This is a genomic window from Bacillus sp. DC4300-2b2 (assembly GCF_049895685.1).
GTDB lineage: Bacteria > Bacillota > Bacilli > Bacillales > Bacillaceae > Bacillus > Bacillus safensis.
This window is the reverse complement of record NZ_JAFCSW010000002.1, coordinates 806,828-823,623: the sequence shown is the minus strand read 5'-3', so window position 1 is coordinate 823,623 and position 16,796 is coordinate 806,828. Positions and strand designations below refer to the sequence as shown.

The 16,796-nt window shown below is 40.4% G+C and carries 14 protein-coding genes and 1 pseudogene; 7 read left to right on the top strand and 8 right to left on the bottom strand.

Annotated features, from left to right (window positions below):
• Positions 1 to 57: 57 nt before the first annotated feature.
• From ACP69X_RS09160 to ACP69X_RS09150, 3 genes are all read left to right on the top strand, one after another.
• Positions 58 to 636, top strand: coding sequence for a TetR/AcrR family transcriptional regulator (locus tag ACP69X_RS09160; RefSeq protein WP_024425467.1), 579 nt, complete (start codon positions 58 to 60; stop codon positions 634 to 636).
• 64 nt (positions 637 to 700) lie between these two features.
• Entirely contained in the window at positions 701 to 3,010 is a 2,310-nt protein-coding gene (locus ACP69X_RS09155; protein ID WP_041089687.1) for a YhgE/Pip domain-containing protein, read from the top strand.
• 144 nt (positions 3,011 to 3,154) lie between these two features.
• Complete coding sequence (locus tag ACP69X_RS09150) at positions 3,155 to 4,204, top strand: M42 family metallopeptidase (RefSeq protein WP_073979222.1); 1,050 nt, start codon at positions 3,155 to 3,157, stop codon at positions 4,202 to 4,204.
• 33 nt (positions 4,205 to 4,237) lie between these two features.
• Here ACP69X_RS09150 and ACP69X_RS09145 read toward each other — a convergent pair whose 3' ends face one another.
• Both ACP69X_RS09145 and yhfH read right to left on the bottom strand, forming a co-directional pair.
• Complete coding sequence (locus ACP69X_RS09145; protein ID WP_041089691.1) at positions 4,238 to 5,527, bottom strand: cation:dicarboxylate symporter family transporter; 1,290 nt, start codon at positions 5,525 to 5,527, stop codon at positions 4,238 to 4,240.
• Between the two features lie 339 nt (positions 5,528 to 5,866).
• Entirely contained in the window at positions 5,867 to 6,004 is a 138-nt protein-coding gene (gene yhfH, locus ACP69X_RS09140; protein WP_008359029.1) for a protein YhfH, read from the bottom strand.
• 156 nt (positions 6,005 to 6,160) lie between these two features.
• Between yhfH and ACP69X_RS09135 the strand changes: the two genes are divergently transcribed.
• The 3 genes from ACP69X_RS09135 (at position 6,161) to ACP69X_RS09125 (ending at position 9,622) form a co-directional block, all read left to right on the top strand.
• The gene (locus ACP69X_RS09135; protein WP_041089927.1) at positions 6,161 to 6,904 is read left to right on the top strand and encodes an MBL fold metallo-hydrolase; all 744 of its coding nucleotides are present in this window, start codon (positions 6,161 to 6,163) and stop codon (positions 6,902 to 6,904) included.
• A gap of 2 nt (positions 6,905 to 6,906) precedes the next feature.
• Complete coding sequence (locus ACP69X_RS09130; protein WP_024425472.1) at positions 6,907 to 7,896, top strand: lipoate--protein ligase; 990 nt, start codon at positions 6,907 to 6,909, stop codon at positions 7,894 to 7,896.
• A 172-nt stretch (positions 7,897 to 8,068) separates the two neighbouring features.
• The gene (locus tag ACP69X_RS09125; RefSeq protein ID WP_041089693.1) at positions 8,069 to 9,622 is read left to right on the top strand and encodes a fatty acid--CoA ligase family protein; all 1,554 of its coding nucleotides are present in this window, start codon (positions 8,069 to 8,071) and stop codon (positions 9,620 to 9,622) included.
• A gap of 80 nt (positions 9,623 to 9,702) precedes the next feature.
• Here ACP69X_RS09125 and ACP69X_RS09120 read toward each other — a convergent pair whose 3' ends face one another.
• Positions 9,703 to 10,110 (bottom strand): sporulation protein, encoded by a 408-nt coding sequence (locus ACP69X_RS09120; protein WP_426052619.1) that lies wholly within the window; start codon positions 10,108 to 10,110, stop codon positions 9,703 to 9,705.
• Positions 10,111 to 10,287: 177 nt separating this feature from the next.
• Between ACP69X_RS09120 and ACP69X_RS09115 the strand changes: the two genes are divergently transcribed.
• Positions 10,288 to 11,571 carry a M48 family metallopeptidase gene (locus tag ACP69X_RS09115; RefSeq protein WP_073979220.1) on the top strand — a complete coding sequence of 428 codons (1,284 nt, stop codon included), beginning with the start codon at positions 10,288 to 10,290 and terminating at the stop codon, positions 11,569 to 11,571.
• A gap of 46 nt (positions 11,572 to 11,617) precedes the next feature.
• On the opposite strand, the gene ACP69X_RS09110 is transcribed toward ACP69X_RS09115, so the two are convergent.
• From ACP69X_RS09110 to ACP69X_RS09090, 5 genes and pseudogenes are all read right to left on the bottom strand, one after another.
• Complete coding sequence (locus ACP69X_RS09110; protein WP_041089929.1) at positions 11,618 to 12,763, bottom strand: serine alkaline protease SapB; 1,146 nt, start codon at positions 12,761 to 12,763, stop codon at positions 11,618 to 11,620.
• A 387-nt stretch (positions 12,764 to 13,150) separates the two neighbouring features.
• Entirely contained in the window at positions 13,151 to 13,735 is a 585-nt protein-coding gene (locus ACP69X_RS09105; protein ID WP_041089698.1) for a histidine phosphatase family protein, read from the bottom strand.
• Positions 13,736 to 13,796: 61 nt separating this feature from the next.
• Positions 13,797 to 14,312: a methyl-accepting chemotaxis protein gene (locus ACP69X_RS09100; protein ID WP_394336034.1), complete on the bottom strand. Its 516-nt coding sequence runs from the start codon at positions 14,310 to 14,312 to the stop codon at positions 13,797 to 13,799.
• A gap of 240 nt (positions 14,313 to 14,552) precedes the next feature.
• Positions 14,553 to 15,092 (bottom strand): annotated as a pseudogene (locus ACP69X_RS09095) (protoglobin family protein); the annotation flags it as partial.
• A 91-nt stretch (positions 15,093 to 15,183) separates the two neighbouring features.
• Complete coding sequence (locus ACP69X_RS09090) at positions 15,184 to 16,716, bottom strand: FAD-dependent oxidoreductase (RefSeq protein ID WP_041089702.1); 1,533 nt, start codon at positions 16,714 to 16,716, stop codon at positions 15,184 to 15,186.
• Between the last annotated feature and the right edge of the window lie 80 nt (positions 16,717 to 16,796).

The window sequence follows — 16,796 nt, the reverse complement described above, 5'->3', positions numbered from 1 at the left end:
ATTACTTTCTGTACTTAATGACCGAAACGTTCAAATAGTCACTTTGGGAGTGAGATCATGAGTGTTGATAGGAGACAAATGATTTTAGACGGGGCTACGAAGGCATTTACTCAATTCGGGTATAAAGCAACCACAATGGACCTTGTGGCGAAGCTTGCCAATGTCGGAAAAGGAACCATCTATACCTTTTTCAAAAACAAAGAAGAGCTGTTCGATGAAATTTTCACATCCCTTTTAATGGAGATGAGAAAAATTGCGGATGAAGCAATGGATGAGGAGAAAAGTTTCTCTGAAAACCTTCATTTAGCACTCTTTGCAATATTGGAATTTCGAAAAAACCACCAGCTCACAATCAAAATCTTTCAGGAAAATGCGGAGCTTGGTACGTCAGCGGTCAAGGAAATGATTGAAAAGATGGAGCAAATGATCATTCGCTATATTAAAACGAAAGTAAAAGAAGCGATTGATAAAGGCGATATTAAGCCATGTGATCCTGAATTGACTGCATTTGTGATGGTGAAACTATATATTGCACTTATTTTTGATTGGGAAAAGCGATACGAGCCTTTAACAAAAGAAGAGGTGGCCGAGTCGCTGGAGCTTTATGTACTCAAAGGACTTTTAGCCGCAACATAATTTTTTTTAAGTTCAAATGACCAAATTCTAAATTTAGTCATTCATCTATGGGAGGAAAACAGCAATGAATTTAATTCGGAATCAATGGAAAGACATTGTAACGAGCAAAAAACTACTGATCCCGATTTTCGCTGTGTTATTTATTCCGCTGATTTACAGCGGCGTATTTTTAAAAGCGTACTGGGATCCATATGGTACAGTCGATCAATTGCCTGTAGCAGTGGTCAACTTGGATGAAGGCAGTCATTATGACGGGAAAAAACTGCATGTCGGCGATGATTTAGTGAAGGAATTAAAGAAAAACGATAATTTCAAATGGAACTTTGTCGATAGTGAAGAAAAGGCAGTGAAGGGATTAAATAACGAGGATTATTATCTCGTCGTGGAAATACCAAAGGATTTCTCGAAAAATGCAAGTACAGTCCTTGATAAACATCCAAAAAAATCGAATCTGAAATATTATACGAATCCAGGCGCCAACTATGCGGCGTCACAAATTGCGAATAATGCCATTATCAAATTAAAAGATTCGGTTTCAAAGGAAGTCACAAAAAATTACGCAGAGGTCATTTTTGATAACTTCAAAACGATTGCAAAAGGCTTAGATCAAGCAAGCGATGGTGCGAAGAAAATTGATGACGGAACAAAAAATGCAAAAGATGGAAGTAACAAATTAAAAGAAAATCTAGCAAAATTGGCTGAAGGAACGTTAACCTATAGCGAAGGTGTTCATCAGTTTGCTGGTAAAATGGGTGAACTGAACACAGGGATACAATCTCTTGACAGCGGTATTGGCCAGCTCTTAACAGGCTATCAAACCATCGATCAGAAATTTGGAGAGCTTGGTACAGGGATTGATACATTGACTGAAGGGTTAAACACAAGCCGTGAAGGCCATCAGCAGCTCGCTTCTAAAATGCCGCAATTTACAGCGGGTATTGAGCAGCTAAACAACAAAGCACAATCTTTTTCAGAAAAAATTGAAGCAGTAGAAAAAGTCTTGTCATCACCAGAATTAGCGAATCTTGAAAAGATGGCGCCTAAACTTGATCAGGTGAAAAAAGACGCAAAAACGCTTAGTACAAAACTTGCTTCATTAAAAGAAGCGTTATCAAATCGAGATGCTAAAGTAAAAAGCATCATCCAAAACAGCTCAATGACGGATGAAGAGAAAAAGGCGGCAATGGATCAGCTTGATAGTCTGCCTAAAATCGAATTGCCTGATCTGTCTGGACTTGAACAAAGCTTAGCGGCCTTGCAGGAACTGCCTGATGCTAGTGAGGTTCAATCTGCGGTTGCTTCTGCAAAAGCTCAGCTGCAGCAAGTCAAACAGCTGCCAAAGAAAACGGAACAGCTGTACACATCTACAGTCGCGATACAAAATGCGATTGATCAAATGACATCTGGTACGAATAAATTGTATCAAGGTGCACTGAAGCTTCAAACAGGTCAAGGCCAATTACAAGATGGTCTGCAAACAGCAAATGGAAAGCTTGAAACAGCGAAAAACGGTGCAGATAAGCTTGCAAATGGTTCAAGCCAGCTGAGCGCAGCGTTAAATAAGCTGGAAAGTGGTTCAACAAATATCCAAAGCAACACATCTAAGCTTGCTGAAGGTTCAAAATCACTCGATAAAGGTTTGGGAGATTTAAAGAGTGGTACAGGTAAGCTGTCTGATAAATTAAAAAGTGCTGCTGATGAAACCGGAGAAATTGATGCGGGTCAAGACAATTACAATATGATTGCGAGTCCCGTGAAAACAGAAAATGATACAGCGAAAAAGATTGATAATTATGGTACAGGGCTCACACCTTATATTTTATCGATGGGACTCTTTGTAGGGGCTCTCATGCTCACTGTTGTATTCCCAATGAAAGACCCTGCTGGACGCCCTAGAAATGCGTTTGAATGGTTTTTCAGCAAATATAGTGTGCTCCTCTTTGTCGGTATCCTGCAAGCAGTCATTGCAAGCTCCATGCTCATCTTTGGGCTTGGTCTTGAGGTGGAAAGCCTCTGGCGCTTCTATCTCTTTGCGATTATCGTCAGTCTGACATTCTTAGCGATCATTCAGCTGCTGGCGACAACTATGGGGAACCCAGGACGCTTCATTGCCGTTATTATCTTGGTTCTTCAGCTCGCAGCAAGTGCTGGTACATTCCCGCTTGAGCTTGTGCCGAAATTCTTCCAAATCATTCATAGTCTGCTTCCAATGACGTATACAATCAACGGATTTAGAACGATCATTGCAAGCGGTGATGACAGCTATTTATGGCACCAAGCAGCGATCCTTGGAACAGTTGCGATCATCATGATGGCGGCAACAACAGCATACTTTGCTTGGAACGTAAGAAAAATGAAACAGGACGAAGCTTAATCCATGAATCCTTTCTCTTTAATAGAGGAAGGATTTTTCATTTGAAATTAGACATCTCGAACCTGAAGCGATATATTTTAAGAAGAGATGCTGAAAAAGGCATACATGGAAGGAATTGCTTTCAGACAAAGGAGGAAATGCCGAATGACTACTGAAGTAAATGAAACCGTTCAGCTGATTCAAAAGCTTGTAACAATCCCAAGTCCATCAGGAAATACAGAAAAAGTGATCGGCTTTGTTGAACGTTTTTTACAAGATTTAAACATTGAGACAAAACGAAATCGAAAAGGCGGTTTAATTGCCACCATTAAAGGAACAGATGACAAAGAACACCGCATGCTGACAGCGCATGTCGATACGCTCGGTGCGATGGTTAAGGAAATTAAATCAAATGGACGGCTTCGTCTTGCACTTATTGGAGGTTTTCAGTATAACTCAATTGAAGGCGAATATTGTGAAATTGAAACAGCATCAGGTCATACATACACAGGTACTATTCTTATGCATCAAACATCCGTGCACGTCTATGCGGATGCTGGAAAAGCGAAACGAAACCAAGAAAATATGGAGATTCGTCTCGATGAAAAGGTGAAAAATGCAGACGATGTCAAAGCACTTGGCATTCAAGTAGGGGACTTTATCTCATTTGATCCGAGAGTGGAAGTGACGTCTTCAGGTTTTATTAAATCAAGACATCTTGATGATAAGGCAAGTGTAGCGCTACTTTTGCGGCTTATCCACCGGATTCAAAAGGAAAAGATCATATTGCCTCATACCACGCACTTCTTAATTTCCAATAATGAAGAGATTGGCTACGGCGGCAACTCGAATATTCCAGAAGAAACAGTGGAATATCTAGCTGTAGATATGGGTGCGATTGGTGACGGTCAATCAACAGATGAATACAGTGTATCGATTTGTGTAAAGGATTCGAGCGGCCCTTATCACTATGGATTACGTAAGCATTTAGCTGCATTAGCAGAAGAGCACAACATTGATTACCGCCTTGATATTTACCCTTATTACGGGTCTGATGCATCAGCAGCCATTAGAGCAGGGTATGATATCATTCATGGACTGATTGGTCCTGGTATAGATTCCTCGCATGCCTTTGAAAGAACACATGAAGATTCACTTGTCCATACAGCAGATCTTCTTTATCACTATGTTCAATCACCATTAATCACAGCATAAAAAAAGAACCCCAAAAGTTGGGGTTCTTTTTCATTAGCTTGAAAGCTGTGTTGGCTCAGGTACATCTTGTCCTGTCATTACGCGATGTCCTTTTTCAGGGTCATACTGCCCTTCCCATTTAGACATCACAACAGCTGCAAGTGCATTTCCTGTTAAGTTCACAACAGTCCGCGCCATATCCATGATACGGTCCACACCTGCAATAAAGGCAAGACCTTCAGCAGGTACACCGATCGTTCCTAATGTCGCGAGTAATACAACAAATGAAGTACCAGGAACGGCAGCCATTCCTTTAGATGTTACCATCAGTACAAGAACAAGTGTTAGCTGCTGGACGATCGTGAGGTCAATGCCATATACCTGTGCGAGGAAAAGCGCAGCAATGGCTTGATACAAGACGGAGCCGTCCAGGTTAAATGTATAACCGATTGGGATAACAAACGAAACAATTCCTTTTGGACATCCGATGCGCTCCATTTTATCCATGACTCTTGGTAAAACTGTTTCAGAGCTGGATGTACTAAAGGCAAGAAGCATTTCGTCTTTCATGTAAGCAAGAAATCTGAAAATATTGACGCCAATCATCTTTCCGATAATTCCGAATACAACGATAAGGAAGAGAGCAAGCGCAAAATAAACAAGACCTACAAGCTTACCTAATGAAATAAGAGATTCAAGACCAAATTTTGATACGGTCACACCAATGAGTGCGAATACACCAAATGGTGCAGCTTTCATCACAACATTGACGACATGGAACATGGCATGTGATACACCTTCGAAGAAGGCGAGCACTGGTTTACCGCGTTCACCAATGGCTGAAACGCCAAGTGCAAATAGCACAGTGAAGAAAATAATCGCAAGCAAATCACCTTCCGCCAATGATTGGAAGAAGTTCGTTGGAACGATATGAAGGAACGTATCAGCAACTGATTTGCTGCTTTGCTCTTTTTCCGTTTCAACATACTGGCTAATATCTTGTTTTTCCGCATGTCCAAAGTCAACGCCTGCACCAGGCTGTACAAAGTTTGCTAGGACAAGGCCAAGGATAATCGCAAATGTTGTGATAATTTCAAAATAAAGAATGGTTCTAAAACCTAGTTTCCCTACTTTTTTACCATCACCCGCACCTGCAACACCTAAAATTAAGCTGGATACGACAATTGGTATGACAATCATCTTGATGAGCCTTAAGAAGAAGTCTCCAATTGGTTTTAAGTATGTCTCGACACCCGGGTTACCGAAAAAGATTGCCCCAACAACGACACCGAGAATAAGACCGATTAGGATTTGAGTAGCCAATCCAAATTTTAATTTTTTCATAGATTTCCTCCCTAACATATTCATTAAAGGAATATTCCCATCATATTAAGTTTTAATATATGAATTAAAGTATAACTAAAATTAAAGAGGTTCGTCCACGATAAAATTATATTAAGAAAATACAAAATTGTTAGAAAAAATAGACATTTAGAACCTCCTTCATTGTTTTTAGTCAATAAAAAGTGTCTTCAGAACTAAAACTCATCATATAAAAATACTAAAAAACCCTTTTGTGACAAGGGTTTTACCTTTTTACCTATTTTTCAGAAAAAATAAAAAGCACTTTTGACTCCAACTGACTGAGGAGGGAAAAAGTGCTTTTTTATTCAATTTATTTCCTTATTTAAGATAACTTACTTGTGAGCATTCCTCACATTCATTACCGTAACACTCGTGCTGTTCCATTAAATCATTTCCACATTTTGTGCATTTCTTTGAGGGCAAATTTCTAAAAAACTCTGTGATTTTTCCTAGCATTTGTCATCCTCCAATACGTTTTGTTGCTATCATTGTATTATAACAGATTAATAATTGTCAATCTGTTTTGTAACAATAGGCAAGAAGAATGCTTTTTCCATGAAAAATGGGTATATTGTAAGAAGGGGATTTTTAGAAAAGGAGGGAAAAATGACGATGAAATTAACCGTAATTGGATGCTATGGAGGGTTTCCGGCAGCAGGTGAAGCGACATCAGGCTACCTTTTTGAATCAAACGATTTTCGTCTTCTTGTAGATTGCGGAAGCGGTGTTCTTTCAAAGCTTCAGCAATACATTGATATAGAAGAATTAGATGCTGTTCTCCTTTCTCATTATCACCACGATCATATTGCAGATATCGGACCACTCCAATATGCGAAGCTAGTGGGATATCATTTAGGAAAAAGCAGCGGCCCGCTTCCGATCTATGGACATACTGGTGATCAAGAAGTGTTTGGACGGATTTCTGATGATGTACATACAAAGGCAAAGCCTTATCAGCCAGAAGAAGGGATTCAACTTGGACCATTTCAAATTAATTTTTTGAAAACGGTTCATCCGGCAGAATGCTATGCTATGAGAATTCAGGCAGAGGATGCTGTTGTCGTATATACAGCAGACTCAAGCTATCAGGACGCATTTATTCCATTTAGCAAGGGGGCAGATCTGCTCATTGCCGAAAGTAATTTTTACGCTGGACAGGATGGATCAGGTGCTGGACATATGAACAGTACAGAAGTAGGGAAGATTGCAAAGGAAGCAAATGTTGGGGAACTCATCATCACCCATCTGCCCCATTTTGGTCGTCATAAAGACCTAGTCAATGAAGCACAGGCGTTATATACTGGCAATATACAGCTTGCCCATTCAGGGCTTAGATGGAACAAGGAAGGAAGATAGAGATGCTGTTTATCGATAACGAACAACATTATGATCCAATGATTAATTTGGCAATTGAAGAATATTGCTTAAAATATTTAGATCCAGAAGAAACGTATTTGCTGTTTTACATCAATCAGCCGTCAATCATTATTGGAAAGAACCAAAATACAATAGAAGAAATCAACACGAAATACGTGGAAGACAACGGAATCAAAGTCGTGCGCCGCTTATCCGGCGGTGGTGCAGTTTACCATGACAAAGGAAACTTAAACTTCAGCTTTATCACAAAAGATGATGGGGACAGCTTCCATAACTTTAAAAAGTTCACAGAGCCGGTCATCAAAGCGCTTGAAAAACTGGGCGTTAAAGCTGAATTGAGCGGAAGAAATGACATCATGGCAGATGGTCGTAAAATTTCTGGAAATGCCCAGTTCGCAACAAGAGGACGTATTTTCAGCCATGGCACGCTGCTATTTGATTCAGAAATTGAACATGTCGTTTCGGCTTTAAATGTGAAAAAAGAAAAGATTGAATCAAAAGGCATCAAATCGATTAGAAGCAGGGTTGCCAATATCAGTGAACTGATGGATCAAAAAATGACAACAGAAGAGTTTAGAAAAATTCTTTTAAGCTACATTTTTGATACAAATGGGGACGTGCCTCAATATCGCCTGACCGAGAAGGATTGGGAAAAGATTCACGAGATTTCCCGAGATCGCTATCAAAAATGGGAATGGAACTATGGCCGTTCACCGAAATTTAATTTACAGCATTCTAAGAGATTCCCTGCAGGCTCCATTGATTTGCGATTAGAAGTAAAAAAAGGGATGATCCAGGATTGCAAGATCTTTGGTGATTTCTTTGGCGTAGGGGATATTGCCGATATTGAGAAGCGGCTCATTGGACAGCAATATGATCGTAAAACGATCAGCGACGTCTTAGAAGATATGGATATGCGTCACTATTTCGGCAACGTATCAAAAGAGGATTTTCTTGATTTGATTTATTAATGGCGGGAAAGCACGGCTAGAGATAGCGGTGCTTTTTTGATTGAAGAAAATGAAAGCGATTTACATTTGATCTTGTGGATTTTTTCAATTGTCTATTATAATAGAAAGGAGGAATGTTCGGCCATAAAATGAATGGTCATTCATTCATTGATGACATGTAAGGAGTGGGAGAATGGATTTGATCAAAAATCTTCAGCAGACGGCGATGACAAAGGGAGAAAATATCGCACTGATCTTTGAAGGCAAGAAGTGGACCTATCGAGAGCTGATGACAAGTATCGAGCGTTTTGCAGATGGATTAGTCAACGAAGGGTTTCAAGCTGGGGATCATATCGCGCTTATTTTAGGAAATTCACCGCATTTTGTCATTTCTTTTTTTGGTGCATTAAAGGCAGGGCTTGTCGTTGTACCTATTAATCCAACATACACACCTAGTGAAATTGGATATATGCTCATCACAGGCGATGTAAAAGGTATTGTTGCGCCTGAACAGCTTCTGCCAGTTTATGAGCAGGTGTATGAGCAGCTTCCGTCCATTGAGAGAGTCATTATTTGTGCAGAAAATGAATCGGCGTGCAGATCAAGCTTCAAGGAAGTAGCTGATCGACTTGTTTTCTTTGGAAAGCTTGTGTCTCGTGCTGCGAATAAGAATGTACATCCTTCCGTTCAGCCAGATGATACCGCTGTTATTTTATTTACATCTGGCACGACAGGAAAACCAAAAGGTGCAATGCTGACTCATTTTAACCTTTATTCAAATGCCAGAGATGTCGCTGAGTATTTATCGATTGATAAAAAGGACAAGGTCATTGCCGCTTTGCCAATGTTTCATGTATTTTGTTTAACAGTCTGTATGAATGCGCCGTTGATTCATGGTGCGACAATTTATGTCTTGCCGCATTTCAGCCCGTCAGAACTTTTGCGCATGATGGAAAAAGAGAAGCCAACGCTATTTGTTGGTGTTCCTACTATGTATAACTATTTGTACCATCAGGAGGGGCATGATGAAGCGATGGCATCAGTGAGAATATGTATATCAGGCGGTGCCGCAATGCCTGTTTCCTTACTCCATGGCTTTGAGAAAAAATTTGGTGTTACGGTCCTTGAGGGCTATGGGTTATCAGAGGCATCTCCAGTGACTGCATTCAATCCTCTTGACGGAAAAAGAAAACCGGGCTCTGTCGGGACTGACATTATGAATGTGAAGAATAAAATTGTGAATGAACTAGGAGAAGAAGTCGGTCCAAATGAAGTCGGAGAGCTGATAGCAAAAGGGCCAAACATCATGAAAGGCTATTATCAAATGCCAGAAGATACGGAAGCTGCACTAAGAGACGGCTGGCTGTATACTGGCGATTTGGCGAGAAGAGATGAGGAAGGATATATTTATATTGTCGACCGGAAAAAGGATATGATTCTTGTTGGCGGTTATAATGTTTATCCAAGAGAAGTAGAAGAAGTGCTTTATCAACATGAAGCTGTAGCAGAAGCCGTTGTCATCGGTGTGCCAGACCCAAACACAGGAGAGGCAGTCGTCTGTTACATTTCCCCTAAGAAACATGCTCACATCAATCAAGAAGACATCATCACACATTGTTCGCGCTATTTAGCGAAATATAAGCAGCCCCAAACGATCCATTTCATAGATGATATTCCTAAAAACACAACAGGTAAAATTTTAAGAAGAGCGCTAAAGGAAAAGTATCAAGCAGAAGAAAGTAAATAAAAAAGGGAGTCTCTGATGAGGAGACTCCCTTAGCATGTAGACAAATTCTCGCAATTCAAGGTTTTCTCTCAAAGATCATTTTAGCTTTTTTGAATGGCTTCTTTTAACTGTCTCTGAAAAGAATTCGACTGTTTTTGATTCAGTTCATAAAATGTTCCATCAACTAAAAAAACGACCTGTGATCGTTTGGTCCAAAGCTGGAAGGTGGTGCCGTTTGTTCGTCCGAACATCACCTTGGCGATATAATCGGGCTTTTTTAAATTTTTCTTGAGATGATTGCTTGTTTGTTTGCCTTTATTTAATTCTTCAATTAAATCTTCTACTGTGTCCTTATCATCTATTTCATAAGAGATGGATTCATTCGCAGGTGAGAGCAGCAATTTTTCTGCTCGATTCTCGTCAAAGATTTCGCTCGTCCGGCTGAACACATAAAAGAAGGTGATTAATAAAAGTCCAAAAATCACAACTCCTGCAAGGATTTTCTTCATTTTGATCCTCCAACTTACTGTTTTACATGTAGCTTCTCCGATTTTTGAGTCGCATAATCATTTTTTTCGCGAAAGCTTTTTCAGATGGGGCATGCTATGATGGAGCCACACGAGACAGGTTCTAAACGAAAAAAAGAGTGATTAGAATAGAGAGAGGGATGGAAAGGAGGCTGACCTGTGCGAGTACGTAAATGGGTAGCTCTTGCAACGGTAGCATACATATTGTACGGTCTTTTTATTTATTCGTATTTGTTTCTAATGGGAGATTCATCGGTACCTGAAAGTGTAAAAGGGACAAGTGCAGATCCGCATACTTTTATGACAAGTCATGAGCTTGTGATCAGCGAGAATTTCTCGAACATACGGAACCTGCTTTATTTCATAACCATCCCATTAGATTGGTATGTCTTTTTCCTTTTGCTCATTTCAGGATTTTCACGGAAAATAGCAGACTGGAGCTTGGCAGCAGCTCGTTCCAAGTTTTTAAGCAAACTTGTGTATGTGTTTGTGCTGTCACTTCTAACAATGATCATTTCATTGCCAATTAAGTGGATTGGCTATCAGCTGTCTTTGCACTACGGAGTATCTGCACAAAGTACGGCAAGCTGGTTGAAAGATCAAACACTGGATTTTTGGATTCAATATCCGCTCCTTGCTCTTTGTGCTATTGTGTTCTTTTGGCTGATTCAAAAAAGAAGAAAGCGCTGGTGGCTTTATGCGTGGTGTTTGACAGTCCCAGTCACGCTTTTTCTCTTCTTTATACAGCCGGTCGTCATTGATCCGTTATATAACAATTTTTATCCACTAAAGGATCAAGCTCTTGAGAAGAAGATATTAACGCTGGCAGACAAAGCGCATATTCCAGCAGATCATGTATATGAGGTCAATATGTCTGAGAAAACGAACACGATGAACGCTTATGTTACAGGAATTGGTGAAAATAAGCGTATTGTTTTATGGGACACAACACTGCAAAAGCTGAAAGACCGCGAAATTTTATTTATCATGGCGCATGAAATGGGACATTACGTCATGAAACATGTCTATATTGGATTAGCAGGATATCTAGTGCTGTCACTGGCCGGATTTTTTGCGATTGACCGTCTTTATTTTTATCTTTATCAAAAAGGAGCAGCCACATTTCGGCTCAAGGTGTCACACGACATTGCTGCTCTTCCGCTTCTTTTAATCATCGTATCCATGCTGTCATTTGCAGCTTCACCTTTTACAAATGCAGTGTCAAGGCATCAAGAACGGGCAGCCGACGAATATGCGGTGAATATGACAAAAGACGGGGAGGCAGGCGTAACGTCTTTTCAAAAGCTTGCAAAATCAGGGCTGTCTCAGGTGAATCCGCCGTTTCTAGTGAAGATTTTTCGTTATGGACACCCGACCATGATGGAGCGAATCATGGATATGGAAAATGCAGCGGAAAAAGAGAAAACGCCTAAAAAGCAGTAATAAATAAAATCCGGCTTATTCAGCCGGATTTTTTTATCACACTTGGTTAGTTAGAAGCCGCTTGAACGTTGATTAACCCTTTTCCGTAATAGAATGAGTCACCAAGCGGTGTTGCTGTATTTTCTAAGCGCTGGCGAACCTGTGAATTTGTTAGATTCGGGTTTTTAGAAAGAATAAGCGCTGCTGCTCCTGCTACATGAGGAGACGCCATAGATGTTCCAGTATAAGATGTGTATCCGCTGCTTGGGACTGTACTTAAAATAGAAGTACCAGGTGCAGAAACATCTAATTCAGGACCTGCGCTAGAAGATGAGTTTCTGACATTGTTACTGTTTACATTGGCAACGGCAATTGTAGAATCGTATTTTGCTGGATAGCCAACTGTACTTCTAGAGCCACTAGAGCCAGAATTACCTGCGGCCGCCACAACAACGACTCCACGGTTATTCGCTGTATCCACGGCATTTTTAAGCGCTGTTGAACCGCTTGGTCCGCCTAAGCTCATATTGATGACATCCATATTATTAGCTACAGCCCATTCAATACCGCTAATAATCCAGCTGTATTGTCCGTCACCATTACGGTCTAATACTTTCACAGCATATAGGGAAGCGTTTGGAGCAACCCCAAGAACACCAATTGTGTTATCAAGGGCAGCAATGGTTCCAGCTACGTGAGTTCCATGTGATTGAAAGTCTTGGGTGGCATTTGGCTCTGAAGGGACGAAGCTCGCACCGCCTGCAACATTTAAGTCAGGGTGTGCAGCGTGGATTCCAGTATCAAGGACGGCTACTTTGACATTAGCACCTTTATAACCTTGAGCGTGTACAGCTGGAGCTTTGATTTGAGGGATTCCATAAGGAACGGTTTGTGCATATGCTTCTGCTTTATGGTCTTCTTCTACGTAAGCAATGCTAGGGTCATGTTCAAGTTTTTTGGCGGCTTGTTCAGACATTTTCACTTGTGCAGCATTAATGAGGCGGTATTGTTTTTCTAGTTTTCCACCATTTTGAATGACAGCTTGTTTCTTAGAGCTGTTTGTGGTGGCAGAGGCTTTAAAACCAACAATATAGCTTTTTTCACTATCTGTTTTGGAGACCGTCTCGGCATTTGCCATGGTTCCTCCAAACCCAGCTGAAAACAGAAGGGGGACAGCCAATAAAACACTTGTCATCACATTTTTCTTTTTCACGCACATTCCACATCCCTTTTTTCTTATTTCAGAATAATCATCCGTAGTCTATAAGAATGATCCGTTTGATTATTCTGTATATTCAGTTTAAGGGAAGTAGGCAAATAAGAGTAGACCTGAATTTTTGTGAAAGTCCTAGCGAAAATTGGGGAATTAAGTCACTTGGAATTGATGGTAAATTATGTTTATTCTATCATTTCAGCGATCATCTATTAAAAAGGAAGTGTGCTTTTTTTCTCATGATTCATTTCCGGTTAAATATTCGATACCCGAAAAGCCATAAAATAGGTAGAATCGTCTAGCATCTATTTCGAATTTCGATATAAAAAAATATTATTTTATCATTGTTTTTGTCATAAAAAAGAACCTGCTAAGATAACAGGCTCTTTAGGAAGGGGTGGATTGAGTTAAATGACTGACCACGTTGTAATCACGAACCTTCCATTTACCATCTGTCCATTCCACATAATTTAAGCAAGCATTGACAAGTCTCGTGTTCTGTAGACCCATATGTTCATCAGCCAAAGTGGTGAGTAAAGCATGGATAGCAGCGCCGTGAGCCACGATCAGGACATGTTGATCTGGATAGGCGGCTCTGACTTTCTCAATACCTTCTAACATTCGGTTTTGAATCGTCTCAAGTGGTTCCATATTTGGATATTGTTTATCTGGAAACAGCTTTTGACGCTCCTCAAATGACAAGCCTTCAGCGTCACCGTAATCTCGTTCAATGAAATCATCCATGATGACAAGTGGGGCATGGACATGATTTAAAATCAAGTGTGCCGTTTCTTTTGCTCTTGTTAGTGGACTGGAAATGACAACATCCCAATGGACATCCTTTAAGTAAAGTCCAGTTTGTTCAGCCTGCCATTTACCTGTGTCGTTTAAAGGGATGTCTGTCCGTCCTTGAATTCGTTTCGCTGCATTCCAATCGGTTTCCCCGTGTCTGACTAGGCAAATTGTTGTCAATCAAATCCCGCCTTTTCTATCTTTTCTTCTATTATACTAAAGCAGAAGAAAAAAGGCTGTATTAGCGATTTGTCAGGCTAGTTAAGGATTCGACGGAGCTTGCGACTTGAGACACCGTTTGTTTGACCTCCTTCAATTCGTTAAGGAAGGTCTGAAGATCAATTTCAATTTTTCCGTTTTGGTTTTTGCTTAAGTTCATGCTGCTGACGATATCATCAAAGAGTGAATTGATTTGTGTCATTTTTTCTTTACTGTCTGTCACAAGTAAATTCACGTCCGCAATATGCTGAGACACAATGGCGATTTGTGAATTGGTATTGTTAACGAGTTCAGATACAGTTGAAACCGTTTTCTTGGTGTCCTCTGATAATTTGCGGACCTCGTTTGCAACGACAGCAAAGCCTTTTCCGTGTTCACCTGCTCGTGCAGATTCGATTGAGGCATTTAAAGATAACAAGTTCGTCTGCTCTGCAATGCCTGTGACAATCCCAAAGATTTGTTCAATTTGTTTAGCGATTTCTTCAAGGCGTTTAATTTCTGTTTCAATCTTTGTCATACTGCCATCAATTTGATTCATTTGTGTTTGCTGAATTTCTAATTCTTTTTTACCGCCGATTGATTTTTCTTCGACCTGTGCTGAAATTTGTGTTCCAGCTTGTGACATGTCCGCCATCTCATCCGATTTTGAGACAAGCTTGTCAACTGCACTTGTTGTGTTTGAGAAGAGTGAAGCAAGCGAATTTGACGTTTCCGTGATTTTTGTATGAAGCTCCTGCTGCTGCTCTTCTGCTTCATCACGAATTTTAGAATATTCATTTTGGAATGTATCTAGGACAAGCTGCTGCTCTAAATTTAAAATTTTCGTCGTCGCTTTCACTGCTGTCTGATATTCTTTGAAATCTTGGATATGGTTAGCGAATAAATCCATAATTGATAGCAGAAGGTCTTGGAATGCGGCCATGTACCATTTGGGCTGGAGTCCAATCCGTAAATGAACTTGGGCAATTTTAATGCGTTTTGCTACATAGTTTTCGTCAATCACACCTGCAAACATTTCGCTAATATGAATGCGGAGTGTTTTTTTCAAACGATCGACAGAACTATTGTCTTGAATGATATGCATCAAGGAAGACTCGACTTCTAAATTTTTATAAAACTTATCAACAATATGTGCAATATCATCCTGAACAATTGGATTGAGCTGCTTTAATATCAATAGGTCATGCTGCGTCAGGTCGATCATTTTGATTTGTTTAGCGATGTCCGTACTGTTCGAGAAATTGATGCGTTTTATCCCATCATCCTGCTGTGTGAAAAAAGCAGTGTTTTTTCTTTTCGACTCTTTTTTAAATAACAATGTGTTTGTCCCCCCATAATCATCACAAATATCAGACTTTATGTTTTTTATCGGATAATATTGGATTTTTTAAAGGGGAACGAGTGAAATTTTACTGTTCTGCATATGACCTTTTTAGTGGTTTTTTAGCAGGGCCTTCTACTACTTCTCCAGTAATAGAAAAACGTGAACCGTGACACGGGCAATCCCAAGTACGGTCACTATTATTCCAAGCGACTTCGCAGCCTAGGTGAGTACACGTTGTATCGACAAGAAAGACATTCCCATCCTCTGATTTATAGGCACCGCACTTTTTATGTTCATACGAGATAATGCCGCCCTCGCCTGGTTTTAAATCATCAATTGTTTGATCAGTTCGTTTGAATTTACCACTGATCAGCTTGGCAGCGACATTGGTATTTTCCTTTACGAAATCTTTGACGAAAGAGTCAGTAACAGGTCTTGATGGTGTAAAAATTGATTCGTATGGATTCGATTTTCCTTCAATTAAATCACCGATAAGAGTAGCTGCCGCGTGGCTTGTGGTCATGCCCCATTTTCTAAAGCCGGTCGCTACAAAGATATTTTGGTGGTGTTTGGTCAGGCGGCCAATGTAAGGGATTTGATCCATTGTGACCATATCGTGTGTCGACCAGCGATACAGCACTTCTTCTATTCCAAGGGTGGCGTCTCCAAACGTTTCTAGTCCTTCATAGTGAGCGGATTCATCTCCGCCTTGTCCTGTTTTATGGCCTTCTCCTCCAATGAGGACAACTTCTTCACCGTGCCATTCTGCCGTTCTTAAAGAGTGAGCAGGCTGGTCAATTCCTAAGTACATTCCATCAGGGAGCGGTTTGGTTGTTTTAGCTGCTACGACATAGGATTGCTCTGGATGAATTCGGGTGAAGTAAAGTCCTTTCCCATCATAAAAAGGAAAGTGTGAGCATGAAATGACATAGCGCCCTGTCAGATGATGTCCACTTTTTGTAACGACAGCAGGCCGGTTCCCTTCTTTTACATCAACAGCGGTTGTTTGTTCAAAGATACGTACACCTCGCTCTAGGAGCTTGTCGATTAGCGCATTGAGATAATGAAGGGGATGAAACTGAGCCTGATTCGTCATCGCAAGGGCTGCTTTGATGTCAGCGTCAAAAGGAAGCTTTGTTTTCCATTCCCGGTCAATACCAAGCTGTTTGTAGGCATCTAATTCCTTCTTTAACTTTTTTACACCGCTTTCTTCCTTTGTATAAAGGTACGCATCTTTTATCTCTAGCTGACAATTGATGTCGTACTCTTTGATACGAGCTTGGATGAGGTCTTTTGCTTTTTCGTTTGCTTCTACATACAAACGTGCTTTTGGCATGCCAATTTGTTGAATCAGCTCATGGTAGTATACATCATGCTGTGAGGTGATTTTAGCCGTTGTGTGTCCGGTCGTGCCTTGCAGCAATTGATCGGCATCAATGATGATCACATCTAATCCTCGCTCTGTCATTTCAAACGCCGCAGCGATACCGGTAATACCGCCGCCGACAATGATCACATCTGCTGTGAGATCTTCATTGACAGAAGGAAAAGAATGTTTCCGGCTGTCCGACAGCCATAATGATTTAGTCTCTTCCATTCCTTTATGTTCTTGTTCCATGTTGTCGCCTCCACTTAACTTGTTGTGTATAATTTTTCCACAATGATGAAAATCATACATCTGTAATGAAACAAGGGCGT